The sequence below is a fragment of the Caulobacter sp. GW821-FHT10E02 genome, from assembly GCF_059415225.1.
On record NZ_JBWKMV010000004.1, the window covers coordinates 454551 to 478116 of the forward strand.

Here is a 23566-nt window from a genome sequence, read left to right on the forward strand (position 1 = left end):
TTTGAGCCACTGCGTAGGCCGTTCCCACCCGTTAGGCGAGGCGCGGCCCCTCCGCGCCTCGTTGAAGGGCCCCAGTTCGTGCTGGGGCCCTTCTTTTGTTCTAGGACGACACGGTGGAGTCGGCGATCGGCTGATCGGTGGTCTCGTCCGCGCCGTGCGACCACTTCTTGAGGACCGGCGACAGGGCCAGGAACACCACGCCCAGGCCGATGGCGGCCAGGCCGATGATCTTGAACACCAGCAGCGACTGCGCCATGGCCGCGCCCGGGTCGAGGACCTGGCCGCCGATGGTCTCGGTCGAGGCGATGGCCGCGATCCAACTGCCGAACAGGTTGGCCATGGCCAGGGCCATGTACCAGACGGCCATCACGAACGAGACCATCTGCACGGGCGACAGCTTGGTCATCTGCGACAGACCGACCGGCGACATACACATCTCGCCGGTGGTGTGCAGCATGTACATCAGCACCAGGAAGATCAGCGGGATCTTGAAGGCCCCGTCGGCGAACTGGGCCCCGACCAGCAGGATCAGGAAGCCCGCGCCGACCTGGATCAGCGACAGGCCGAACTTGATCATCGGGCTGGGGTTCAGCTTGCGCGCGGTCAGCACCGTCCACAGGGCGGCGAAGACCGGGGCGAAGATCAGGATCCAGCCGGCGTTGATGGCCTGGGTCTGGGCGGCGTTGAAGGCCGTATTGACCCAGAACTTGCCCTCGGTCGAGATCCCGGCGGCCGCCAGTTGCTCTGGCGCGCCCAGCACCACCTGGCCGCCGAACCACTCGACGGGCTTGGACAGGAGCTTGAGGTCGATATTGGTGGCCGCGAACAGGTTCAGCGACGAGCCGGCCTGTTCGAACAGGGTCCAGAACACCACCGCGCCCAGCACCAGCACCGTGGCCAGCAGCAGGCGCTCGCGATCGACCTTGTCGCACTTCACGAAGGCGAACCACAGGATGTAGCCCAGCGAGCCGAACATGCCGGCCAGCAGGGTGACGTTGACGACCGGCGTATGCTGCACGACCAGGAACACCGCCAGCACGGCCAGCATCGACACGCCGTAGATCACCACCTCGCGGGTGATCGGGCCGACAACCTTCTCCTTCAGCTTAGCCTCGGGCGGCGGCTCGCCACGGCCCAGCAGCCAGGGCTTGCCCAGCACGAAGACGATGAAGCCGGCCAGCATGCCGAGGCCCGCGGCGCCGAAGCCGGCCCACCAGCCGACATTGACGCCTAGGATGCCGCACAGGATCGAGGCCCAGAACGAGCCCAGGTTGATGCCGAAATAATAGAGGGTGAAGCCCGGGTCGCGGCGCGGATCGCCCACCGGATAGAGCTGGCCGACCAGGGCGGCGACGTTCGACTTCATGAAGCCGACGCCGACGATGATCAGCGACAGGGCCAGCCAGAAGATGTTGAGGTACATCGGGTCGCGGCCCTCGACGTCCAGCTTGTACTGGCCCTTGGGCATCACGGCGGGCAGGCCGGCGTCGGCCGGCAGGTTCTTGACCTCCAGGTCGCCCTTCTCGCTGGCGGTGACGTCATAGGGCTTGCCGGCCACGATCAGCTTGGCGACGCGTTGCTCGCCCCGGCCGTCGGACTGGAAGGTGTAGACGTGGTCGCCATAGGTCAGGGTCTGGACGGCGGGCTTGCCCTCGACCGCCATGGCCAGGTGGCCGGCGACCAGCAGGATGGCGCCGAACGCCACGGCCTTGCGGGTGCCCAGGTAACGGTCGGCCAGGAAGCCGCCCAGCAGGGGCACGATATAGACCAGCGAGGTATAGGAGCCGTAGTGGCCGCTGGCGACCTTCGGATCGAACAGGAAGTGCTGGGTCAGGTAGAAGATCAGCAGCCCGCGCATGCCGTAGTAGGAGAAGCGCTCCCACATCTCGGCCAGGAAGCAGATGATCAGGCCGCGCGGGTGGCCCCGCAGCAGCTGGACCAGGACGGGAATGCCGGTCACGAGCGTGACCAGGATGCCCGCGGCGATAACGATATTCATACGCTAGCCTTGAAACGTGACGAGAGACGGGAACCTGACCCCCCGGTCAAATCATCCCCATCGACCCCAATTTGGCGGGGAGAAGATCACGCGGGCGTGGGTTTCACAAGCAACGGCTTGCCGCTGACGTAAACGGACCCATGTTTGCTTCTGGAGCCTCGCGGACGCCCCGCGCGTTTGCTTCAGCGAACCCTTTTTACGGACGGGAGCCCGCCATGAAGATCCCCGACGAAAGCCATCCGATCACCCTCAGCCGCGCTCCGACCACGGTCCGGGTGCTGTTCGAGGGCCACGAGATCGCCGACAGCGACGACGTGCTAGTGCTCAAGGAGGCCAGCTATCCGCCGGTCTATTACTTCCCGCGCGACGACGTGCAGATGCTGTTCCTGCGCCGGACCGAAAAGGTGACCCACTGCCCCTACAAGGGCGACGCCAGCTACTTCACCATCTATCGCGACGCCAAGGTCGTCGAGAACGCCGTGTGGTCCTACGAGGACCCGTATCCGTCGGTCGGCCAGATCGGCAACCGCGTGGCCTTCTATCCCGAGCATGTCGAGTTCCAGCTGGGCGAGCGCACGAGCGCCGAGGCGGACGCCCTCAATGTCGACGAGGTGGTCCGTCATACCGACAGCGGTTCGGGCCGCAGCCAGGCCGAGCACTGGCCGCCGAACGTGGACATGCCCGATCCTGACCGGATCGAGCACGACGTCGACCAGCCCTTAAGCCCACGTTAACCGTTGGGAGCGTGACCTTGCGGCCTAGCCCCCGTCAGAGGGGCGCGGAGGAAACCATGGCCTATATCTCGTACGATCGGGCTGTTCACGCGACCAACCCCATTCGCCGCCTCGCCTGGGGCCGGCTCTTCGCGCTCGCGGCGACCGTCGGCCTGTGGGTCGGCGTCATCGCGATCGTGCGCGCGATCGTCTAGAGCGCGGCCGCGGCGGCCTCGCACGAGGCCTTCGGCAGCGCAAAGCGCGGATCGGCGACGAAGCGGTCGTCGGTCAGCGTGCGCAGGAACGCGACCAGGTCCTCAACCTCGCCGTCCTTCAGCTTCGTCGCCTCACGATGCCGGCGGATCGCGCCCGCCAGGGTGCGCGCCGAGCCGTCGTGCAGATAAGGCGCGCTAATCGCAACGTTGCGCAGCGACGGCGTGCGGAAGCGGCCCTTGTCGGCGGCCTTGCCCGTGATCTCGCCCAGCCCCTGATCGCCGGAGAACGGCAGGTCGATGCGATGGAAGGCGTCGGGGCCGGCGGCGTCCGTGAAGTCCGGCGCCGCGTGGCAGGTCGCGCAGGCCGCCTTGCCAAAGAACAGCTTCTCGCCTCGCCCTGCTTCGATCGACGTATCGACCGCCTCGCCGCGCATTTTCCGGTCATAGGGCGCGTCGCGCGACACCATCGTCCGCTGGAAGGCGGCCAAGGCCTTGGTGATGGTCGTCATGCTGACCGCCTCGCCCGGAAACGCGGCGGCGAACAGCTTGCGATAGCAGGCGCGGCCGCCGATGCGGTCCTCCAGAACCTTCTCCTGGCCGCCGAAGCCCATCTCGACCGGGGTCTTGCCGGCGATCGGGATCAGGGCCTGATCCTCCAGCCTGCGAACGCGTGGATCGCCCCAGGTCAGGCTGGCGAAGGTCCCGACATTGGCCAGGGTCTGGACGTTGCGCCGCCCCGGATCGCCATGGACACCAGGATGCGTGGCGTTGCCGTCGGTGAAGCCGTGATGCTGCTCGTGGCAGGTGGCGCAGGCCATGGTCCCGTCGACGGAGAGGTCGGCGTCGTAGAACAGGCGCCGGCCCAGCTCGACGCGGACGTCGGAGGCCGATCGCTCGGCCAGGCCCGGCGTGAAGGCGGCGGCCAGGCACAGGGCCGCGATCAGCCCCAGCACCTTGCTCGCCGCCCCCAGGGTCATGTCAGGGCTTGGGCGCGATCATGATCGGCAGGGTCGGCTCGGCATTGGCCGAGATCTGCACGACATAGCGGCCCGGCTGCAGGTCGAAGGTCACCATCTTGCGCACGGACGTACAGGCCGGCCCTCGGCCGTGGCTCGTCGAGCGCTGAGCGGCGTCGCCCTTCAGCACGTCGATCCATGCGGCCGAGCCCAGGGCGATGACGTACGAACCGGCCGTGGCGATATCGACCGCGAAGATCCCACCTCGGCTGACCGTGCCGCCCGGCTTCTCGGGCTGGACGACATAGGTGACGTCCGGCGTCGCGGGCAGGTTGGCGAGATAGGCCTTGCCCGGCGCCAGCACCGCCTTGTCGAGACCCGACACGCCCGTGGCGGCGGTCAGCTCAGCCTTGTCCGGCCAGGTCAGGAGTTCAGGCGGGAACTGCTGGTCCATCTCGGCGCAGGCCGGCGCCGGCGTGGTCGGGGCCATCTGAGCATTGGCGGCGACCGGCAGGGCCAGAGCGGCGAGGAGAAGGGCAAGACGCATGGCGGACGCTCCTAGAACTTGACCCGCAGGTCGGTGCGGAAGCTGCGGCCTTCCTCGGGGAAACCATCGACCAGCTGGTACTTCTGGTCCAGCAGGTTACGGGCCCCGACGATGACGTCGATCTTCGGCGTCACCTCGACCCGCGCCGTCAGCCCGACCAAGACGTAGGCGCCGGTGCGATAGTAGCGGATCGGCGTGATCAGGCTGCTCGACGTCACCGTCCAGCGCTTGGAGGCGGCCTCGACGCTGGGCGTCAGGGTCAGGCGGTCCACGACTTGCCAGTCGGCATAGGCGAACAGCTTGTGGGTCGGCACGCCCTGCGGCCGGAAGGCTGCGTTGGTCGGGTCGGTGAAGTCGCGATGCAGATAGGTGTAGTTGCCGCCCAGGGTCAGCCCTTGCGTGACCTTGGCCGTCACCGAGGCCTCGGCCCCGTAATATTCGCCGTCGCCGACATTGCGGGTCTGGCTGACCGTGCCGAACGGCGCGCCCAGGGCGACGGGGATCGAGATCAGGGCGTCGCGGACGTCGCTGTAGAACACCGCTCCCTCGACCGAGACGGCCGGCGTGACGTCGACGCGACCGCCGACCTCGTAGTTCACCGCCCGCTCGGGCCCGATGTTGGGGTTGGGGATCGCCGTGCCGAACCGCGAGGAGAAGCGCTCGAACAGGGTCGGGAAGCGCATGCGCGAGGAGACGCTGGCATGCAGCTGGCCGGTCGCCGTCGGCCGCCAGATCAGCGCCGCCTGGCCGTTCCAGGCGCTGTCGCTGGTCAGCGGGTAGGACACCAGGACATTGGTGTTGAAGTCCTGGGCCATCGACAGATCGCGATGATCGCGCGAGACGCCGACCACCAGGTCGACGTTCGGGCCGAACCGCTGGGTGTCCTCGATGGCGATCGAGGTGGTGTCCTCGGTCGTGGTCTGCTTCGGCTCGGTCAGCGGCGGGGCATAGGACGTCTGCCACTCGACGTGCTCGTCGCGGCGATAGAAGGCCGAGGCCTTGAGGGTGTTGCTGGCGTTCAGCTCGAAGCCCAGCTCGACGTTCCCGCCATAGGCAACGTCATCGTAATAGGACCGGAAGGCCCGTCCCAGGGTCTGGGTGTTCTGGCGGGCGTTGTCGTACGAGAACAGGCCGTTCTCGAAGGTGTTCCGGTAGAAGCGGGTCTTTAAGTAAGCGTGCTCGGCGATCTGGGTGCGGGTCAGCAGGGCGACGCTGTCGATGTTCCAGTAGGGCCAGGTCCAGTAGCGGGTGCTGGCCGTGTCGGTGACGTGGAACGGCGCGTTCTTCGAGCCTTCCTGGCGCGTGAAGGTCAGCGAATAGTCGTCGCCCTCGCGCGGGGTGAAGCCGACCTTGGCGTTGACCCGCCAGTCCTCGCTGTCGGAGTGGTCGCGATAGCCGCCGTTCTCCAGCGTGGTCGGACGATAGCCGTCCGGCAGGGCCCAGTGGGTGCGCTCGTTCCGCGCGCCGGAAAGCTGGGCGTAGAAGTGCTCGGTGCGACCGCCGATGCGGCCCGAGACCGCCGTGCTGTTCAGCGAGCCGTCGGCGTCGAAGCCGCCGCCCAGCCGCACCTCCCCCTCGAACGGGGCCGAGGGCGTGCGGGTCACGAGGTTGATGGCCCCGCCGATGCCCCCGGGGCCGTCCAGCACCGAGACATAGCCCTTGGAGACCTGCACTTCGGACAGGTCGGCGGTGAGGAAACGGGCGAAGTCGATGCGGTTGTCGGCCGGCAGGAACACCCGCACGCCGTCGATCGACAGGGTGGTCTGGAAACGGTCGAAACCGCGGATGAACACCAGCCGCTCATTGCGCGAGCCGCCGCTGTTGCCGGCGTTTGTACCCGGGATCAGGTCCAGGGCCTGGTCGACGCTGACCTTGTCGAACTTGCGCAGGTCCTCGCCCTTGACCACCGCCCCGCCGGCCAGGCCGCCGTCGCTGGTCCGCGCTGTGACCCGCACCTCGCCCAGGGCGTAGACGTCGCTCTCGGTCTTGGCGGTTTGGGCGTGGGCGACGCCGGCCAGCAGGGAGCCGGCGAGCAAGACCGATCGAAACAGCATGGAGACCCCTCGTTATGCAGTCATGCTACATAACGACCGCCACGCAACCAAGCGACCCAAAACACCGCTCTTCCCCGCGAAAGCGGGGATCCCTGCGGCGCTGGCCAATTTGCGAGGCGGAAAGTCAGCTTGGGTCCCCGCTTTCGCGGGGATGAGCGGATAGGGCTAGTAAGCGCAGTCGGTGAAAACGCGGCTGATGTCGCCCTGCCATTCGCCGTTGTAGAGCGAGAGCAAGCGTTCGGCCGGGGTGACGCCGCTGTCGGCGATCTGCTCCAGCTCGCCGAGATAGATGGTCTCGTCGAGGAAGCCGCCGTTGATCTGGGCGCGGTTCTTCAGGCCCGCCTTGGCGATGGCCACGAAGTCCTTGGCGACGTCCTGGACGGAGCGGCCGGCGACTCGAGCCTTCAGACCCAGCTTCGGCACGTCGCGGCGCAGGCCCTCGCGGTCCTCGATCGTCCAGTCCTTGCAGAGGTCCCAGGCCGCCGCGAGCGCCGCGTCGTCATAGAACACACCGGTCCACAGCGCCGGCAGGGCGCACAGGCGGCTCCACGGGCCGGCGTCGGCGCCGCGCATTTCCAGATAGGTCTTCAGGCGGACTTCCGGGAAGGCCGTGGTCGTGTGGTCGGCGAAGTCCTTGATCGTGGCGATCTCGCCCGGCAGCTCGGGCAGCTTGCCCTCGATGAAGTCGCGGAACGACCGGCCGGCGACGTCGATATACTTGTCGCCGCGCTTGACGAAATACATCGGCACGTCGAGCGAGTAGCGGGCGTAGCGCTCGAAATCGAAACCGTCCTCGAACACGAAGTCGAGCAGGCCCGTGCGGTTCGGATCGGTGTCGGTCCAGACATTGGCGCGGGCCGACAGGAAGCCGTTGGGCTTGCCTTCCGTGAACGGAGAATTGGCGAACAGCGCCGTGGCGATCGGCTGCAGGGCCAGGCTCATGCGGAACTTGGCGACCATGTCGGCTTCGCTGGAGAAGTCGAGATTGGCCTGCACCGTGCAGGTGCGCAGCATCATGTCCAGGCCCAGGCCGCCGACCTTGGGCATGTAGTTGCGCATGATCACGTACCGGCCCTTGGGCATGATCGGCACTTCGCCGCGCGTCCACAGAGGCGAGAAACCCAGGCCCAGGAAACCGAGACCCAGCTCGTCGGCGACGGTCTTGACCTCGTCCAGGTGCTGGCCGGTCTCGTCGCAGATGTCGTGCATGGTCGCCAGCGGCGCGCCCGACAGCTCGAACTGGCCGCCCGGCTCCAGGCTGACATTGGCGCCATTGCGCTCCAGGCCGATGATGACCTCGCCTTCCATGACGGGCTTCCAGCCGAAGCGTTGCAGGCCGGTCAGCAGGGCGTGGACGCCCTTGTCGCCTTCGTACGGAACAGGCGTGTTCGAACCGAGATAGAAGCCGAACTTCTCGTGCTCGGCGCCGACGCGGAACGCTTCCTTGGGCTTGCTGCCCTTGGCGAAATAGTCGGTCAGGTCGGCGAGCGTCAGTTGGCGCTCTTGGACGCTAGCGGTGTCGGCCATGCAAGCCGCCCCTCCCCAGGGAATGATGCTGCGGGAGGAGAGAGACTTAAAACCTCTCCGCCGACGGCGATACTAATCGGTCACGCCCAGTTGGGCGTTTTCTTTGCGAACCTCAAGGGGTCACCTTGAGCATAAATCTTCAACGCCAGTCGCCGGCCGCCGCCTGCCACAGCGTCATCGCCGAGATGGCGGCCGTGTCGGCGCGCAGGATGCGCGGGCCCAGGGACACCGGCGTGACGAAGGAAAGCCCGCGCAGGCGCCCGCGTTCCTCCGGCGCGAACCCGCCCTCGGGACCGATCAGGATGGCGGCCGGACCGCTCGTCCCCGCCAGCGCCTCGATCATCGGCCTGGCGTCTCCGCCCTCGTCGCAGAACACCAGGCGCCGGGCCGGGTCCCAGGCGTCGAGAATCTTGTCCAGCTTCTCGGGATCGGCGACCTCGGGCACGTCCAGGCGGCCGGTCTGCTCGGCGGCCTCCATGGCGATGGCGTCCAGGCGGCCCAGCTTGACGAAGTCGACATTGGTGCGGCGGGTCATGGTCAGCCGCACCCGGCGCGCGCCCAGCTCGGCGGCCTTCTCGACGATGGTCTCGACCCGGCTGCGCTTGACCATGGCGATGATCAGGTCGAGGTCGGGTCCGAATTCCATCGGCCGGACCTGCTCTTCCGCCTTCAACAGGCAGCCGCGCTTGGTCGACTCGATGATGGTCGCGCGCCACTCGCCGTGCTTGCCGTTGAACAGCAGCAGCTCGGCCCCGACGCCCAGGCGCATGACCGAGGTCAGGTAGCGCGACTGGTCGACGGTGGGCACGACGCCGGCGCCGGCGGAGAGGTCGTTGGGGACGAAGAGACGGATCATTTCGTCCTTCTAGCGCAACTCCCGTTTCCGGGGGTAGGCTCGACGCATGAGCAAGTCCGACGACTACGACAACGAACTGATGCAACTGCAGCTCGCCCTGATCGCGTTGCAGAAGAAGGCGATCAAGGACGGCGACAAGATCCTGGTGATCTTCGAGGGCCGCGACTCCGCCGGCAAGGACGGCACGATCGCCCGGGTCACCGAGCACCTGTCCAAGCGCGCCACCACGGTCGTGGCTTTGCCCAAGCCGACCGAGCGCGAGCGCAGCGAGTGGTACTTCCAGCGCTATGTCGACTACCTGCCGGCCTGCGGCGAGGCGGTGATCTTCAACCGCTCCTGGTACAACCGGGCCGGCGTCGAGCGGGTGATGGGCTTCTCGACGCCGGAGCAGCAGGAGCAGTTCCTGCGCGACGTACCGGCCTTCGAGCGGATGCTGGTCGAGAACGGCCTGCGCTACGTCAAGTTCTGGCTCGACATCGGCCGCGACGAGCAGGCCGAGCGCCTGAAGGCCCGCCGCGAGGACCCGCTGAAGGCCTTCAAGACCAGCGATCTGGACAAGGTCGCCCAGGACAAGTGGGACGACTACACCAAGGCCCGCGACGAGATGTTCATGCGCACCCACAGCGACGTCTCGCCGTGGATCTGCGTCCGCGCCGACCACAAGAAGGCCGCGCGGCTCAACGTCATCCGCTGGCTGCTGCACGCGGCCGGCGACAAGAAGCTGATCAAGGGCGTGGCCAAGCCCGATCCGAGCGTGATCTTCTCGTTCGAGCCGGCGGCGCTGGAGGACGGGCGGCTGGCGCGGTAGCCCCACCTCCACCCTAGGTACATGCACGCTCGCTTCAGTTGACCTCCGCGCTCAAAGGGATGAAGCTGAGGTTCCACGGGTGGCGGTCTCGCCAGCCTCGGTAGCGGAAGAGGAGCGATACACATGCGTTCAGGGCTTCAGGGTTTGATTGCCATCACGGTTCTCGCGGCGGCCTCGAGCGCCTTCGCCGGTGAGCCTGCCGAAGCAAAGGGCGAGCGCAGCCTGGCCAAGGTGATCGAAGGTCGCGAGGCCGGTAAGCCCGTCGATTGTCTCGACATTCGCAACGCCTCCGCCATCGAGATCATCGACAAGACGGCGCTGGTCTATCGGATGCCCAGTGGCGAGCTGTACGTGAACCGGCCTGCTTCCGGCGCCGAGGTGCTGAAGCGCGACGAAATGGTCACCCGACGCGGTGTAAACACCAAACTGTGCCGCCAGGACGACCTCTCCCTGTTCTTTTCGATGAGCGGAGCCGTCTCGCCCCGCCCCGTCGCCTATGTCGGCCTGGGCGAGTTCGTGCCCTACAGCAAGCTTCGACGTTAGGACGTCTTCCGCGCCGCGCGCTCGGCGGCGATCTCCAGGTTCTGGACGACGCGCGCGGCGACGATGTCGTGGATCAGGTCCGGCGGCAGCGGTGCGTCCGGCTGGAAGCGGATCGTGCCCTTGGCGGTCTCGAAGCCGGCCAGCCGCTCGGCGAACTGGCTGACCACCCCGCCCGGATAGAAGGCGCAGTGCTTGGCGGCCGCGCCGAAGTGCACGAGGTTGCCGCTGAGCTTGAACGTCGGCAGGCCGTAGCTGATCGCTTCCTCGGCCTCAGGAATCTGCGCGCGAATCTGGCCGCGGATGGTTTCCAACGCCGCCCGCTGGTCGGCGGGCAGCTTGGACAGATAGTCGTCGATGGACGCGGCGGGGGGCTTCATCATCGGTCGTTCCTCGATCTTTGACCTCAAGGACGTCCGGGACGGCCTCCCGCCGACATCACCGTTTCTTACTTCGCGCCGTACAGCGCCATGACGTCCTTGCGGAACGCGGCGCCGCTGTCGGGGCGGCTGTAGAACATGTGGCCGCCCGGGTAGTTGGACAGCGTCACGCGACCACCCGCCGTCGCCGGGATGGCGTCGACGATCAGGCGCGAGGCGAAGAACGGGCACGACAGGTCGTTATAGCCGTGCACGATCAGCACCTTCAGCTTCGGGTCGACCGAGACGGCCTTGCGCAGGTCGGTGACCGACTCGGTGTCCTGGCCGCGACCGCGATCCCACAGGCGGTTGACGGTGCCCGACAGGGCCTCGTAGCGGGCTTCCGGCTTCCAGCCGACGATGCGGGTGGTGAAGTCGACGATGGCGCTGGTCGTCGGCGCGATGATCGCGTCGAGGATCGGGTCGTTGACCTCCTGCTCCGGAGCGTTCGGGAAGGGGTCCAGCGAGGTGACGTTGCTGTCGTAGCGGCTGCCGAGACGGCCCTTGTCGCGGAACACTTCACGCAGGAACGACTGGGTCTCCAGACGGCCGCCGGCGCGACGGACATATTCCGGCGACAGGCCGGTCATGGCCGAGACCTTGGTCGTCAGGCGATCCAGGGCGGCGGGGTCCGAACCCTTCATCAGGTCGACCATGTATTCGCCGCGCGTGTAGTCCTCGACGGCCTTGATGCTGTCGGCCGACAGCTTGCCGTCGCGCTCCAGCTTGGCGGCGGCGATGGACGGCAGGGTCCACATGGCCGGCAGCGGCGAGACTTCCTGGCTGGCGCGGCCGGCGCTGGACAGCAGCGGCGAGACCAGCACGACGCCCTTCACGGCGACGCCCAGGTCCGTCTGCAGCTCATAGGCCAGACGCGGGCCGCGGAAGCCGCCGTAGCTTTCGCCGACCAGGTACTTGGGCGAGGCCAGGCGCTCGGTCTTGACCAGGTAGTCGAAGACGATGCGCGACAGATAGTCGATGTCCTGCTTCACGCCATAGAAGCGCTTCTTGGTCTCCTCTTCGCTCACCAGCGAGCGCGAGAAGCCGGTGCCGACCGGATCGATGAAGACCATGTCGGTGAAATCGAGCCAGCTGGACGGATTGTCTTCCAGCTTGGTGAACGACGAGGGGCTGTCGCCTTCGGCGCCGAACTGCACGCGCTTGGGACCCAGGGCGAAGTTCAGATAGACCGAGGCCGCGCCGGGGCCGCCGTTGAAGGCCACCGTGATCGGACGGTTCGGATCGCGCGGGCCGTTGACGATGTACGAGGTGTAGACCACCTCGGCAACCTTCTTGCCCTTTTCGTCACGCACCGGCAGCACGCCGACGGTCGCGGTGTAGTTGACGACCTTGCCGCCGATCGTCGCCGACTGCTGCACCGACTTGTCGGCCGGCAGCGGCGGCAGGTCGGACTTGGCCTCGGCGGCCGGCTTGTCGCCGCCCTTCTCCTGCGCCAGGGCGGGAACGCCGCTCAGCATCGTCACCGCGAAAAGGGCCGCAACGCCGGCCCGGAAACTCTGTTTCATACTAACCCCTCCAAAGAGGGTGAAATTGCTAAGCCAAGCGGAGAAGCTTCACAACCGCGTGCGGGTATGTCGTCCTGCTCGAAATAGGGAGAGACGCCGGATGACCACGACCGACGCCGCGACAACGCGCAGGACGGCCGCGACGCGCCTGGCCATTGGCCTGGCCCAGGGCATCGTGCTGTTCCTGCTGCAGAAGGCCGACGAGTCGAAGGCCTGGCCGGCGACGGTCCCCATGCTCTACGCGCCGCTGCTGGTCTGCGCGCTGATGGTCCCGCTGCTGCCGCTGGCGGCGCTGTCGGCCATGCGGCGCCAATCCCTGATCCTCTGGACCGCCGTCGCCGCCGGCCTGGCGGCGATCCTGGCCGTCCACGCCGCCTGGACCGGAGCCGAGCCCGATCGCCTGGGCGCGGGGCCGCTGTCGCCGCCGATCTTCATCGCCGTGGCCGCCCTGCTGTTCATCGCCCACCACCTGGTCCAGCCCGCCGACGCGGCCCGCAAGCCCGTCGCGCCCTATGCCGACTATTTCGATCTGGCCTTCACCAACCTGATCCGGCTGTTCCTGTCGCTGGCCTTCACCGGGGCCTTCTGGCTGCTGCTGTTCCTGGCCGGGGCGCTGTTCAAGCTGGTCGGCATCGAGGCGATCCAGAAGCTGATCGGCGAGACGGCCTTCGCCTTCCCGGCCACCGGCCTGATGTTCGCCGCCGCCGTCCACATGGCCGTGCAGCTGACCGAGGCCCGCGCCGGCCTCGTCCGAGGCGTCCGCACCGTCGGCCTGACCCTGCTGGCCTGGCTGTCGCCGCTGATGGTGGTGATCGCCGCCGGCTTCCTGGCCACCCTGCCCTTCACGGGTCTGGCCCCGCTGTGGGGCACCAAGGCCGCCACCGCCCTGCTGCTGGCCGCCGCCGCGGCCCTGATCATCCTGGTCAACGCCGCCTATCAGGACGGCGTCGAGCCGCCGCACGCCATTCCCCAGTGGGCCGCCCGCGCGGCGGGCCTGCTGCTGATCCCGATCGTCGTCCTGGCCGCCTACGCCCTGTGGCTGCGGATCGACCAGTATGGCCTCACCTCCGACCGGGTGTTCGCCACGGCCTATCTGGTGGTCGCGGTCGGCTTCACCATCGGCTACGCGCTGGCCGCGCTGAAGCCCGGCGCGTGGATGAAGACCCTGGAGCCGACCAACCTGATCATGGCCGCCATCTCGGTGCTGCTGCTGATAGCGCTGTTCACGCCGATCGCGGATCCAGCGCGGCTGTCGGTGGCCAGCCAGGTCAAGCGGCTGGAGGCCGGCAAGGTCACGCCAGAGAAGTTCGACTTCGCTTTCCTGCGCTTCGAGACCGGCCGCTATGGCCGCGACGCCCTGGCGCGACTGGCCAAGCACACGGACGCCAAGATCGCCAAGCCGGCCGGCTTCATGGCCGCACAATCGAGCCGCCCCCTGCCCGAACCCGCCAAGCCCGACCTCTCCAGGACCGTCGTCTATCCCGCCGGCGCCAAGCTGCCCGACAGCTTCGTCAACCAGGTCTGGGGCGACGACCCGACCTCGGACTGCATGCGGTCCGGCAAGACCTGCCAGGCCGTGCTGCTTGATGTCGACAGCGACGGAACCGACGAGGTTCTGCTCGGGGACTCGTTCTACGGTCTGGACATCTACCGGCAGGCGGACGGCCGCTGGTCGCGGTTCGCCCGTACGTCCACGGTCTGCGGCGTCGGCGATCTGGAACCCGCGCTGAAGGCCGGTCAGGTGAAGATGGCCGAGCCGCGACCGCACCGTGATCTGGTCATCGGCGACAAGACCCTGCCGATCGAGCCGATCAACGAGGGCTGTCCCGGCGACGACAAGAAAACGGGGCCCAAGCTCCATGTCCTGACGCCCGTCGGGCAAGGCCCGTTCAGCAAAGCACCCTTCTAGACCACGCCCGCGCTGATCGCGTTCAACCGCGCATAGACCCCGCCCTTGGCGGTCAGTTCGGCGTGGCGACCTTCCTCGACGACGCGGCCCTTCTGGAACACGAGGATCCGGTCGGCGCCGCGCACGGTCGACAGGCGGTGAGCGATGACGATCGTCGTGCGGCCCTCCATCAGCGCCTCGGCGGCGGCCTGGACCTGCCCCTCGGTCTCGACGTCCAGCGACGACGTCGCCTCGTCCAGCACCAGGATCGGCGCATCGGTCAGGAAGGCGCGGGCGATGGCCACGCGCTGGCGCTCGCCGCCCGACAGCTTGATGCCCCGCTCGCCGACCAGGGTGTCGTAGCCCTTGGGCAGGCGCAGGATGAAGTCGTGGGCGCGGGCCTTCTTGGCCGCCGCCTCGACCTCCTCGCGGGTCGCACCGGGCTTGCCGTAGGCGATGTTCTCATAGAGCGAGCGGTGGAACAGGGCGGGGTCCTGCGGCACCACCGCGATGGCGCGGCGCAGGGACGCCTGGGTGACCGCCGAGACGTCCTGGCCGTCGATGACGATCGCCCCGTCCTGCAGGTCGTGCAGCCGCTGGACCAGCTTGACGAAGGTCGACTTGCCCGAGCCCGTCGGCCCGACCAGCGCCACCCGCTCGCCGGGCGCGATCTTCAGGGAGAAGTGGTCGTACAGCGGCGCGCCGGCCGCCTTGTAGCGGAAGGTCACGTCCTTGAACTCGATGCTGCCCGCGCCCGGCTGGAAGTCCGGCGCGCCCGGCGCGTCGGCGATCTGCGGGGCCAGGGTGGTCCAGGCCGCCACGTCCTCGGTGTCGTCGATGCCCTTCTGCAGCATGCGGATGTTCTCGCCCAGGTTCCGCAGGTAGCCGCTCATCAGCATGAAGGCGGTGATGGCGAAGGCGACGTCGCCGGGCGTGGCGGTGCCCTTCGCCCAGCCCCAGACCATCGAGCCCGTCAGGCCGGCCTGCAGCACCACCAGCAGCAGGTTCTGGCCCAACCAGACGTCGGTGAAGCGGTTCCAAGTGACCATCACCGCTTCGCGCCAGGCGGCGGTGACTTCGGCCAAACGCGCGGCCTCGCGCTGCTCGGCGCCGAAGCTCTTCACGGTCGGGTTGGAGGTCACCGCATCGGCCAGGGCCCCGCCGATCTGCGAGTCCAGGGCGTTGGAGCGCAGGTTGCTGGGCCGCACATAGCGCTCGGTGATCCACAGGTTCACCGACAGATAGGCGACGACCACGATCAGCGAGACCGCGCCGGCCAGCGGTTGGCGCAGCAGCATGCCGATCGACAGCCCGACCAGCACGATGATCCCCGGCCCCAGCCAGATGGTCACCGCGTCGGTGACGCTGTCATAGCCCCACATGGCCCGGGTCAGCTTGCGCACCGTCGCGCCGGCGAAGCTGTCGGCGTGCCAGTCCGACGAGAAGGCCTGCACCTTGGCGAAGCCCTCGTTGGTCATCTCCTCCATGTTCCGGGCCGCCAGCGGGATCCAGAACCGGTGGGCGATGTTGCGGATCACCGCGAAGGCGAAATAGACGCCGACGAACACCCCCAGCGCCTGCCAGGCCCCGGCGTCGCCGCGCGGCTTGCTGGTGACGGTGTCGACGAGATGGCCCGAGGCGTAGGGCAGCGCCAGATCGAAGGCGATCGCCAACAGGGTCAGGGTGACGCCGAGGCCGAACAGCACCGGCCGCCGCTTCCAGAACCGGGCCACGAAGCCCAGCACCTGGCGGTTCGACAGCGCGCGCTTGCGGGCGCCGATCTCGTCTTCATCCTCGAAAGCGTCGGTCATGGCGGGGAGATAGTGCTTTCCCGCCCCTTAGTCAGCCCTTCCGGCGCCGCTTGCGCCCGCCGCCGAACGGCCGCCAGCGCAGGAACCAGCGGATCGCGGGCCCGACCACGGGCACCCGCAGCATCGGCCGCACGGCGTGGGGCCGGGTCTTCAGGAAGCACAGCACCGCGCCGATCCAGAACACCGTGGTCGGCATGCCCGGCGTGACGATGCCCACCGCTCCGGTCGCCAGCAGCGCACCGCCCAGCCCGTCCAGCGCCCAGCGCTCGAAGCGGGTCAGCTGTCGGCGCGGCTTGCGGACGGGTTCAGGGGTCATGAGCAAGGTCACAGCGGTTCAATAAGCAACGCTAGCGCGGGCGCAGGATCGTTCAAACCCCGTAGGAGCCCGCGATGACCGATCTCGTCCTGCCCAAGGGCCGCACCGCCCTGCTGCTGATCGATCCCTACAACGACTTCCTGGCCGACGAGGGCAAGCTGTGGCGCCGCGTGGCCGCGACCAAGGGCGCTGAAGGCCTGCACGACCACATGAAGGCGGTGATCGCCGCCGCCCGCGCGGCCGAGGTCACGGTCTATGTCGTGCCCCACCACCGCTACGCGCCCGGCGATCTCGACACCTGGGCCCATCCCAATCCCTACATCCAGGCCAGCGCCCGGGGTCTCGTGTTCGAGAAGGGCGGCTGGGGCGGCGAGTGGCATCCGGACTTCGCCCCGCAGCCCGGCGATGTCATCGTCGGCGAGCACTGGTCCAGCGGCTTTTCCGGCACCGACCTCGACATGCGGCTGAAGCAGCGCGGGGCCACGCATCTGGTCCTGATCGGCCTGGCCGCCAACACCTGCGTCGAGGGCACCGGCCGCTCGGCCTCGGAACTGGGCTATCACGTGACCCTGGTCCGCGACGCCACGGCCGCGTTCTCGGATGAGGCCCTGCACGCAGCCCACGACATCAACGGCCCGACCTACGCCCATGCGATCGTCACGAGCGCGGAGGTGGTCTCGGCCCTCGGGGCGCTGACCTAGAACGCCTCCGCCACACCGCCGACGCGGCGCGGCGGGCGGGTGTTCAGGCCGCGGCGGATCTTCGGGCCGAACTTGGTGGCCGAGGTCAGGCGCGCGACCATGCCGTGGTCGCCGGACAGCGCGAACAGCTTGCCGGCGGCGGTCCACAGGCGGGTGGTCACCGGGTGCGGCAGGACGATCCCGGCCCCGACGCCGGCGATCAGCAGGCTCCAGCCGGAGAGACGAATGGCGGCGGTGGTCATGGCGGTGGCTCCTGCGAATGGCTTGCAGGAAGACCTTCGCCGCTCAGGCCTCACAAATCCAATTGATCGTTTTTCTCGACAGGATCGATCTTCCCTATAGGACGCCTTTCGCAGCGCGGGTTAAGCCTCGCCCCATGAGCGCTACGACCATCCTCCCCGACGCCGTCGCCACCAACTGGGTCGACCGCCATGCGCCCGAGCGCTTGCGGCCGTGGCTGAAGCTGGGCCGGTTCGACCGGCCGGCGGGGATCTGGCTGCTGATGCTGCCCGGCTGGCAAGGCATCGCCCTCGCCGCCGCCGAACAGGGCCGCTGGCCCAATCCGCTGCTGCTGCTGGCGGTGTTCATCGGCGCGGCCCTGATGCGGGCGGCCGGCTGCGCGTTCAACGACATCGTCGACCGAGACTTCGACGCCCAGGTCGCCCGCACCGCCATGCGCCCGATCCCGGCCGGGCTGATCACCGTCAAGCAGGCCTGGCTGTTCCTGATCGGTTGCAGTCTGGTCAGCCTGTTGATCCTGCTGACCCTGGGCTGGGTGGCGATCGGCCTCGGCGTGCTGTCGCTGGGCCTGGTGGCCGGCTATCCGTTCATGAAGCGCATCACCTGGTGGCCGCAGGCTTGGCTGGGCCTGACCTTCAACTGGGGCGCCCTGCTGGGCTACGCCGCCGCCACTCATCACCTGTCGTGGTCGGCCGCCCTGCTCTACGCGGCGGGCATCTTCTGGACCCTGGGCTACGACACGATCTACGCGATCCAGGACATCGAGGACGACGCCCTGGCGGGCATCAAGTCCTCGACCCGACGCCTGGGCGATCACGTCCAGATCGGCGTGGCGGGGTTCTATCTGGCGTCATTCGCCTGCGTGGTCGCGGCCGGCTGGGTCGGCAATATCGGGCCGCTGTTCCTGCCGCTGGCGGCGTTCTTCGCCCTACACCTGTCGCGCCAGGCGGCCGCCGTCCGCATCGACGACGGCCCGGGCGCGCTGAAGCTCTTCAAGTCCAACGCCATCGCCGGCCTGATCGTCTTCGCCGGGCTGGTCGCCGGGCTGTGGAAGCCCGGCGTCAGATTCTAAAACGGACCCTGGCTGTAGACGCGGTCCATGACCGTGTTCAGCTGACGGATGCGGTTGTCGTAGCTGCGGGTCAGGCAAGACTGATTACCGCCGCAGGCCTTGCGCGACTGCAACCACGCGCGCTGGTCGTCCATGATCGCGCCGCGCCCGCCCATCGGCACCAGGTGGCGGGTGATGCCGTAGAGCTGGTCCATCCGCACGTCCTGGTCGTTGAGGTCGCGGTTGGCGCAGATCGCCTTCTCGTCCGAGCTCCGAGCCTTGCGGCAGTCGAAGCTGGCGGCGCTGGCCGGGGCGGCGACAGCAGCGCAGACGGCGGTCAGAACGAGAGCGGGGATCAGTCGGCGCATGGGCGGCCTCCAAATGTGACGTCGGGTCATCCTGTCAGGCCTAAGCTGAATGTGCGATGATCGTTCCATGGCCGTAGCCCCTCGCGTCAAGCCGCAGGACCTGTTCACGCCCGACGAATGGACGCGGATTTCCGCGCGCTCCTCCTGGCGCGGGATCGCCATGGTCGCCCACGCCTGGGCGGTGATCGTCGGCGCCGGGGCGCTGTTCGTCTTCTTCCCCAACCCGCTGACCTACGTCCTGGCCGTGATGCTGATCGGCGCGCGCCAGCTGGGCCTAGCGATCCTGATGCACGAGGCCGCCCACGGCGGGCTGCACCCGAACCTCAAGGTCAATGACTGGCTGGGCGAATGGCTGTGCGCGGCCCCGACGGGCGCCTCGCTGGCCAGCTACCGCCCCTATCACCTGACCCATCACAAGTACGCCCAACAGGCCGAGGATCCGGACCTGATCCTGTCCGCGCCCTTCCCGACCACGCGGGCGAGCTTGCAACGCAAGATCATCCGCGACCTGACGGGCCAGACCTTCTTCAAGCAGCGTTTCGGCCCGCTGCTCGGCAAGATGAGGGGCGACCAACCCAAGGGCGCGATCTTCGCCGGCGAGATCGCCCGACAGAAGCCGTTCCTGCTGTGGAACCTCGGCATCCTGATCGTGCTGTCGGCCCTCGGCCTGTGGTGGGCCTGGCTGGCGCTGTGGATCGTACCGATGGCGACCTGGTTCCCACTGGTCACCCGCCTGCGCAACATCGCCGAGCACGCCCTGGTGGCCAAGGACGAGCCGGACCCGTTCCGCCACGCCCGCACCACCAGCGCCAACTGGATCGAGCGCGCCCTGATCGCGCCCTACCACGTCAATTTCCACGCCGAGCACCACATGTTCATGCACACCCCGTGCTGGAACCTGCCGATGGCCCACCGGCTGCTGGAGCAGAAGGGCCTGACGTCCGGCATGCTGACCGCGCCGGGCTATCTGACCGTGCTGAAGGCCGCCTCGAGCAAACCGGTCGCCGCCTAGACCCTTCGCGTGCTCTAAGCGCCGCATGATCGTCCAGACCCTGGAAGGCCGCCGCGCCTTCATCCGCGACAACACGCGCTTCCAGCCGACGCCGCACGCGCCGGAGCTGTCGCTGCATCTGGCCGACGAGATCACCCCGATCTGGAAGCTGACCGAGGAAGCTCTGGAGGAGATCGGCCTGCCGCCGCCGTTCTGGGCCTTCGCCTGGGCGGGCGGCCAGGCCCTGGCGCGCTACATTCTGGACAACCCCGAAACCGTCGCCGGCAAGCGGGTGATCGACTTCGCCACCGGCTCGGGCATCGTCGCCATCGCGGCGATGAAGGCCGGCGCGGCCAGCGTGCTGGCGGCCGATATCGACGTCTTCTGCGAGGCGGCCGTCGGCCTGAACGCCGAGGCCAACGGCGTCGCGGTCAGCTTCACCGACGTCAACCTGCTAGACGCCCCGCCGCCGGCCGCCGACGTGCTGCTGGCCGGCGACATCTGCTACGAGAAGCCCATGGCCGAGGCGGTGATGGACTGGCTGCGGCAGGGCCGGGCCAGCGGCTCTAGCGTGTTCATCGGCGATCCGGGCCGCACCTATTTTCGCAAGGACGACCTGGTGAAGCTGGCCGAGTACCAGGTCGAGACCACCCGCGAGCTCGAGGACTTCGCCGTCAAGCGCACGAGCGTCTGGACTCTGCCGTGACGGCGAAATAGAACAATTAGAGAACATCGTTTGAGGAGCGCGCTATGCGTGAAGACGGCAAGATCGACTATATCGAATGGCCGGGCGGCGACCTGCCGGCGACCAAGAGCTTCTATTCGGCCGCCTTCGGCTGGAGCTTCGTCGACTACGGTCCCGACTATGTCGCCTTCGAGGGCCAGGGCGCCGACGGCGGGTTCACCAAGCCGCAGGAAGGCGCGACCGACCGTCCGCTGGTGATCCTCTACGCCAATGACCTGGAAGCCATGCTGGACAAGGTGACCAAGGCCGGCGGCGTGATCACCGCTCCGATCTTCAGCTTCCCCGGCGGCCGCCGCTTCCACTTCACCGACCCGTCCGGCAACGAGCTGGGCGTCTGGAGCGCGACGGGGGTCGAGTAACGGCTACGCCGCCCACCCCATCAAACCGTCACACAAGTTTCGCACTATCCGTCTCCTGACTATTGGGGTGGTCATGGCGGACAAGAGCTGCGGCGGCTGCGGCATGTGCTGCAAGCTGATGGGCGTGGAAGCTTTGCAGAAGCCGCCGCACGCCTGGTGCGGCCATTTCCGGAAGGGCGCGGGCTGCGCGATCTATGCCGATCGCCCGACGGCCTGCGCCGACTTCGCCTGCTACTGGCTCAAGAGCGAAGGCCTGGGGGACGAGTGGCGGCCCGACCGGGCGCGGTTCATCCTGCACCGTGAGGACCAGGGCCAGCGCATGGTGGTCGAGGTCGATCCGGCCAGTCCCGAGGCTTGGCGCAAGGCGCCCTATCACGCCACCCTGCGAGCCTGGGCCGCACGCGGCGCCGCCGACGGCCTGACGCTGAACGTGCTGGTCGGCCAGCGCGGCTTCGAGATCCGTCCCGACCGCGACATCGACCTTGGCCTCGTCCGGACCTTCGCCGCATGACCGACACCGCGCTCTACGCCCAGCCCGCGCCGGGCAAGACCTGCGGCTCGTGCGGCCTGTGCTGCAAGGTGCTGGCCATCGAGGCCCTGGACAAGGCCGACGGCGTCTGGTGCTCGCATTTCAGGAAGGGCGGCGGCTGCGGCAATTACGAGCTGCGCCCGGTCGCCTGCCGGGGCTTCATGTGCCTGTGGATCACGTCCGAGAAGCTGGGCGACGCCTGGCGGCCCGACAAGGCCGGCTTCGTGATGTACACCGACCGCGACGGCAAGCGCCTGAACGTCGTCGTCGACGCCGGCAAGCCCGCAAGCTGGCGGCGCGAGCCGTACTATTCCTACATCAAGAACATGTCGCGCCGGGCCATGGACGGCTACGAGCTGGTGATCTGCATCGGCGACCGCCGCATCGTGGTGTTCCCGACCGAGGAGATCGACCTGGGCGTCCTGGCGCCCGACCGCAAGCTGGTCAGCGGCTACGCCGAGCGCGACGGCGGCCTGGTCCCGTTCGCCATGGTGCTGGCCGACGCGGACTAGAAGCGCGGGTTGAACTTGCGCGGGCTCCAGCCGAAGTCCCGCATCGCCGCCGAGCTGTCGAAGGTCAGGTCCTGGCCCATCCGCGCGCCCATGGCGACGGTCGCGCCGGGATAGAACGGCTTGGCCAGGCGCATGATCAAAGCAAACAGCCAGGTCGGCATGGCGAGACTGCGCGGGTGCTTGCCCAAGCCTTCGAAGATGCGGTCGACCATCAGGCGATAGGTCACCGTCTCGCCGCCCACCATGTCGTAGGCTTGGTTGCGTGTCGCCGGCGCGTGAGCCGCCGCCAGGGCTCCGGCCGCCAGGTCCTTGGCATGGACCGGCTGGCGCAGACCGGCTCCGTCACCCGACAGCGGCATGACGTGGAAGCGGCGGATAAGGCGGGCGATGCGGCTGACGTTCTCGTCGTGGCCCTCGTCATAGATCAGGGTCGGCCGCAGGATGGTCCAGGCGACGCCGTGCTCGGCGCACCACTTTTCGACAGCCGCCTCGGCCCCCGCCAGCTCCAGCGCCACCGCCCGTTCGCCGGCGTCCGGGGAGTCGGTCTTGGTGAACCGGCTGGTCGAGGAAAACGCGATCAGGCGCTCCATGCCGCGCGCCTTCAGGCTCGGCAAAACGGACGGCAGCAGCCAGATCGGCGACAGCGAGAACACCGTCGCGGCCACCGGCAGGCGCTCGTCCAGATCGGCGTCCTTCAGGTCGCCGCCGATCCAGCAGGTCTCCTCGGTCGGCGGCCGGCGGCTGAAGGCCGTCGGGTCCAGGTCCTCGGCCTTGAGCAGGGCCAGCAGGTGGCCGCCGATCAGGCTGGTCGCGCCCAGTACAAGCACCGGCGTCTTCAGGGTGTTCTCGGTATCCATACCCAACATATAGTCGTGCTTCCGAGAGGTTGCCCATGACTTACGAAGACGTGAGAAGCTTCGCTTTACGCCTGCCCGGCGTCGAGGACGGGACCAGCTACGGCCGGCCCTGCCTGAAGGCGCACGGCAAGTTCCTGACCCGCCTGTTCGAGGACGGCGAGAGCCTGGTCTGCCCCGCCGTGCCGTTCGACGAGCGCGAGATACTGATCGAGGCCGAGCCGGACGTGTTCCACGTCACCGACCACTTCCGGAACTACCCCTATGTCCTGGTCCGCCTGGTCGGCGTCCATCCGGGCACGGTCGAGCGGTTGGTCACCCGGCAGTGGCGGGCGACCGCGCCGAAGAAGATCTTGAAAGCCTGGGACGAGACACACGCATGAAAGGCTCGCTCGCCATTTGGCGCATCCTGATCGCCGCCATCGCCTGCCTGGGCCCCGCCCTGCAGTACGGCCTGATGGTCTACGACGAGACCCTGGTCTCGGCCGCCGTCAAATCGGTCGAGTTCTTCAGCTACTTCACGATCCTGTCGAACATGCTGGCCGCCGCCGCGCTCGCCGCGCCGCTGGTCGCCCCCAACAGCCGCTTCGCCAACTGGGCCGAAGAGAGCGGTCCCCGCGCCTCGCTCGCGACCTACCTGACCATCACCGCCGTGGTCTATCACACCATGCTGGCTTGGCAGTGGCATCCCCAGGGCCTGCGGCTGGTCTCCGACACCATCCTGCACACGATCGTCCCGGCCGCTTACCTGATCGACCTCGCGCTCCGAGGCGGCCAAGGCCCGGCGCGCTGGATCGCGGCCGCCAAGGCCATGGCCTTCCCGGCCCTGTTTGGCGTCTGGACCCTGGTCCACGGCGCGCTGTCGGGCTTCTATCCGTACCCCTTCATGAACGTCGCCAAGCGTGGCTATCCCGCCGTGGTCCTGACCATGGTCGAGATGAGCCTGGCCTTCGCCGTCGTCGCCGTGGTCTTCGTGTTGCTCTTACGCGTTCGCACCAAGGTGGCGCTGAAGCGACCCGCCCCCATATCCGCCTGATCGCT

27 protein-coding genes are annotated in these 23566 nt (G+C 68.0%); 14 read left to right on the forward strand and 13 right to left on the reverse strand.

The features are described from left to right. Positions 1-100: 100 nt before the first annotated feature. The gene (locus AC07NI_RS22005; protein WP_494623085.1) at positions 101-1999 is read right to left on the reverse strand and encodes a peptide MFS transporter; all 1899 of its coding nucleotides are present in this window, start codon (positions 1997-1999) and stop codon (positions 101-103) included. Between the two features lie 215 nt (positions 2000-2214). On the opposite strand from AC07NI_RS22005, the gene AC07NI_RS22010 reads away from it, so the two are divergent. Further along, the gene (locus tag AC07NI_RS22010) at positions 2215-2733 is read left to right on the forward strand and encodes a DUF427 domain-containing protein (RefSeq protein WP_494623087.1); all 519 of its coding nucleotides are present in this window, start codon (positions 2215-2217) and stop codon (positions 2731-2733) included. Positions 2734-2789: 56 nt separating this feature from the next. Beyond that, positions 2790-2927 (forward strand): hypothetical protein, encoded by a 138-nt coding sequence (locus tag AC07NI_RS22015; protein WP_494623089.1) that lies wholly within the window; start codon positions 2790-2792, stop codon positions 2925-2927. Here the strand turns inward: AC07NI_RS22015 and AC07NI_RS22020 are convergent. The 5 genes from AC07NI_RS22020 to AC07NI_RS22040 form a co-directional block, all read right to left on the reverse strand. Beyond that, entirely contained in the window at positions 2924-3904 is a 981-nt protein-coding gene (locus tag AC07NI_RS22020; RefSeq protein ID WP_494623090.1) for a cytochrome-c peroxidase, read from the reverse strand. The two genes, AC07NI_RS22015 and AC07NI_RS22020, sit on opposite strands and share 4 nt — an antisense overlap. 1 nt (position 3905) lies before the next feature. Next, positions 3906-4430 carry a homogentisate 1,2-dioxygenase gene (locus AC07NI_RS22025; protein WP_494623092.1) on the reverse strand — a complete coding sequence of 175 codons (525 nt, stop codon included), beginning with the start codon at positions 4428-4430 and terminating at the stop codon, positions 3906-3908. Between the two features lie 11 nt (positions 4431-4441). Continuing rightward, positions 4442-6484, reverse strand: a complete 2043-nt coding sequence (locus AC07NI_RS22030) for a TonB-dependent receptor plug domain-containing protein (RefSeq protein ID WP_494623094.1) — start codon at positions 6482-6484, stop codon at positions 4442-4444. Positions 6485-6649: 165 nt separating this feature from the next. Beyond that, positions 6650-8011, reverse strand: a complete 1362-nt coding sequence (locus tag AC07NI_RS22035) for a glutamate--cysteine ligase (protein WP_494623095.1) — start codon at positions 8009-8011, stop codon at positions 6650-6652. A 139-nt stretch (positions 8012-8150) separates the two neighbouring features. Next, positions 8151-8867, reverse strand: coding sequence for a 16S rRNA (uracil(1498)-N(3))-methyltransferase (locus AC07NI_RS22040; protein WP_494623097.1), 717 nt, complete (start codon positions 8865-8867; stop codon positions 8151-8153). Between the two features lie 46 nt (positions 8868-8913). Between AC07NI_RS22040 and ppk2 the strand changes: the two genes are divergently transcribed. Together ppk2 and AC07NI_RS22050 are read left to right on the forward strand one after the other, a co-directional pair. Beyond that, positions 8914-9675, forward strand: coding sequence for a polyphosphate kinase 2 (gene ppk2, locus AC07NI_RS22045; RefSeq protein WP_494623099.1), 762 nt, complete (start codon positions 8914-8916; stop codon positions 9673-9675). A 123-nt stretch (positions 9676-9798) separates the two neighbouring features. Then, the gene (locus tag AC07NI_RS22050) at positions 9799-10218 is read left to right on the forward strand and encodes a hypothetical protein (RefSeq protein WP_494623101.1); all 420 of its coding nucleotides are present in this window, start codon (positions 9799-9801) and stop codon (positions 10216-10218) included. Here AC07NI_RS22050 and AC07NI_RS22055 read toward each other — a convergent pair. Next, positions 10215-10598: an iron chaperone gene (locus AC07NI_RS22055; RefSeq protein ID WP_494623103.1), complete on the reverse strand. Its 384-nt coding sequence runs from the start codon at positions 10596-10598 to the stop codon at positions 10215-10217. The genes AC07NI_RS22050 and AC07NI_RS22055 overlap by 4 nt on opposite strands. A 65-nt stretch (positions 10599-10663) precedes the next feature. Next, complete coding sequence (locus AC07NI_RS22060) at positions 10664-12160, reverse strand: S10 family peptidase (protein WP_494623105.1); 1497 nt, start codon at positions 12158-12160, stop codon at positions 10664-10666. Between the two features lie 100 nt (positions 12161-12260). Here AC07NI_RS22060 and AC07NI_RS22065 point away from each other — a divergent pair, with 100 nt between their 5' ends. After that, entirely contained in the window at positions 12261-14069 is a 1809-nt protein-coding gene (locus tag AC07NI_RS22065; protein ID WP_494623107.1) for a DUF4153 domain-containing protein, read from the forward strand. Here the strand turns inward: AC07NI_RS22065 and AC07NI_RS22070 are convergent. Together AC07NI_RS22070 and AC07NI_RS22075 are read right to left on the reverse strand one after the other, a co-directional pair. Continuing rightward, a complete protein-coding gene (locus AC07NI_RS22070; protein WP_494623109.1) occupies positions 14066-15859 on the reverse strand; it encodes an ABC transporter ATP-binding protein in 1794 nt (597 codons plus the stop codon). The two genes, AC07NI_RS22065 and AC07NI_RS22070, sit on opposite strands and share 4 nt — an antisense overlap. A gap of 31 nt (positions 15860-15890) precedes the next feature. Beyond that, the gene (locus AC07NI_RS22075) at positions 15891-16175 is read right to left on the reverse strand and encodes a DUF454 family protein (protein ID WP_494623111.1); all 285 of its coding nucleotides are present in this window, start codon (positions 16173-16175) and stop codon (positions 15891-15893) included. A gap of 74 nt (positions 16176-16249) precedes the next feature. Here AC07NI_RS22075 and AC07NI_RS22080 point away from each other — a divergent pair, with 74 nt between their 5' ends. Further along, positions 16250-16876, forward strand: a complete 627-nt coding sequence (locus tag AC07NI_RS22080; protein WP_494623113.1) for a cysteine hydrolase family protein — start codon at positions 16250-16252, stop codon at positions 16874-16876. On the opposite strand, the gene AC07NI_RS22085 is transcribed toward AC07NI_RS22080, so the two are convergent. After that, on the reverse strand, positions 16873-17118 hold the full coding sequence (locus AC07NI_RS22085) for a hypothetical protein (protein WP_494623115.1): 246 nt from the start codon (positions 17116-17118) through the stop codon (positions 16873-16875). The two genes, AC07NI_RS22080 and AC07NI_RS22085, sit on opposite strands and share 4 nt — an antisense overlap. Before the next feature lie 134 nt (positions 17119-17252). Between AC07NI_RS22085 and ubiA the strand changes: the two genes are divergently transcribed. Further along, the gene (gene ubiA, locus AC07NI_RS22090) at positions 17253-18188 is read left to right on the forward strand and encodes a 4-hydroxybenzoate octaprenyltransferase (protein WP_494623117.1); all 936 of its coding nucleotides are present in this window, start codon (positions 17253-17255) and stop codon (positions 18186-18188) included. On the opposite strand, the gene AC07NI_RS22095 is transcribed toward ubiA, so the two are convergent. Then, entirely contained in the window at positions 18185-18535 is a 351-nt protein-coding gene (locus AC07NI_RS22095; RefSeq protein WP_494623118.1) for a lysozyme inhibitor LprI family protein, read from the reverse strand. The genes ubiA and AC07NI_RS22095 overlap by 4 nt on opposite strands. A 67-nt stretch (positions 18536-18602) precedes the next feature. Between AC07NI_RS22095 and AC07NI_RS22100 the strand changes: the two genes are divergently transcribed. The 5 genes from AC07NI_RS22100 to AC07NI_RS22120 all read left to right on the forward strand — a co-directional run bounded on the left by AC07NI_RS22100 (position 18603) and on the right by AC07NI_RS22120 (position 21671). Further along, on the forward strand, positions 18603-19547 hold the full coding sequence (locus tag AC07NI_RS22100; protein ID WP_494623120.1) for a fatty acid desaturase family protein: 945 nt from the start codon (positions 18603-18605) through the stop codon (positions 19545-19547). Positions 19548-19572: 25 nt separating this feature from the next. Next, the gene (locus AC07NI_RS22105; RefSeq protein WP_494623122.1) at positions 19573-20232 is read left to right on the forward strand and encodes a class I SAM-dependent methyltransferase; all 660 of its coding nucleotides are present in this window, start codon (positions 19573-19575) and stop codon (positions 20230-20232) included. A gap of 44 nt (positions 20233-20276) precedes the next feature. After that, the gene (locus AC07NI_RS22110) at positions 20277-20630 is read left to right on the forward strand and encodes a VOC family protein (protein ID WP_454713766.1); all 354 of its coding nucleotides are present in this window, start codon (positions 20277-20279) and stop codon (positions 20628-20630) included. Between the two features lie 73 nt (positions 20631-20703). Continuing rightward, positions 20704-21141 carry a YkgJ family cysteine cluster protein gene (locus tag AC07NI_RS22115; protein ID WP_494623125.1) on the forward strand — a complete coding sequence of 146 codons (438 nt, stop codon included), beginning with the start codon at positions 20704-20706 and terminating at the stop codon, positions 21139-21141. Then, positions 21138-21671, forward strand: a complete 534-nt coding sequence (locus tag AC07NI_RS22120; protein ID WP_494623127.1) for a YkgJ family cysteine cluster protein — start codon at positions 21138-21140, stop codon at positions 21669-21671. Before AC07NI_RS22115 ends, AC07NI_RS22120 begins: the two co-directional genes overlap by 4 nt. Here AC07NI_RS22120 and AC07NI_RS22125 read toward each other — a convergent pair. Next, a complete protein-coding gene (locus AC07NI_RS22125) occupies positions 21668-22528 on the reverse strand; it encodes an NAD-dependent epimerase/dehydratase family protein (RefSeq protein WP_494623343.1) in 861 nt (286 codons plus the stop codon). The genes AC07NI_RS22120 and AC07NI_RS22125 overlap by 4 nt on opposite strands. A gap of 29 nt (positions 22529-22557) precedes the next feature. Here AC07NI_RS22125 and AC07NI_RS22130 point away from each other — a divergent pair, with 29 nt between their 5' ends. Together AC07NI_RS22130 and AC07NI_RS22135 are read left to right on the forward strand one after the other, a co-directional pair. Further along, positions 22558-22908, forward strand: coding sequence for an MmcQ/YjbR family DNA-binding protein (locus AC07NI_RS22130; protein ID WP_494623129.1), 351 nt, complete (start codon positions 22558-22560; stop codon positions 22906-22908). Beyond that, the gene (locus tag AC07NI_RS22135) at positions 22905-23561 is read left to right on the forward strand and encodes a Pr6Pr family membrane protein (protein WP_494623131.1); all 657 of its coding nucleotides are present in this window, start codon (positions 22905-22907) and stop codon (positions 23559-23561) included. Before AC07NI_RS22130 ends, AC07NI_RS22135 begins: the two co-directional genes overlap by 4 nt. Positions 23562-23566: the final 5 nt, after the last annotated feature.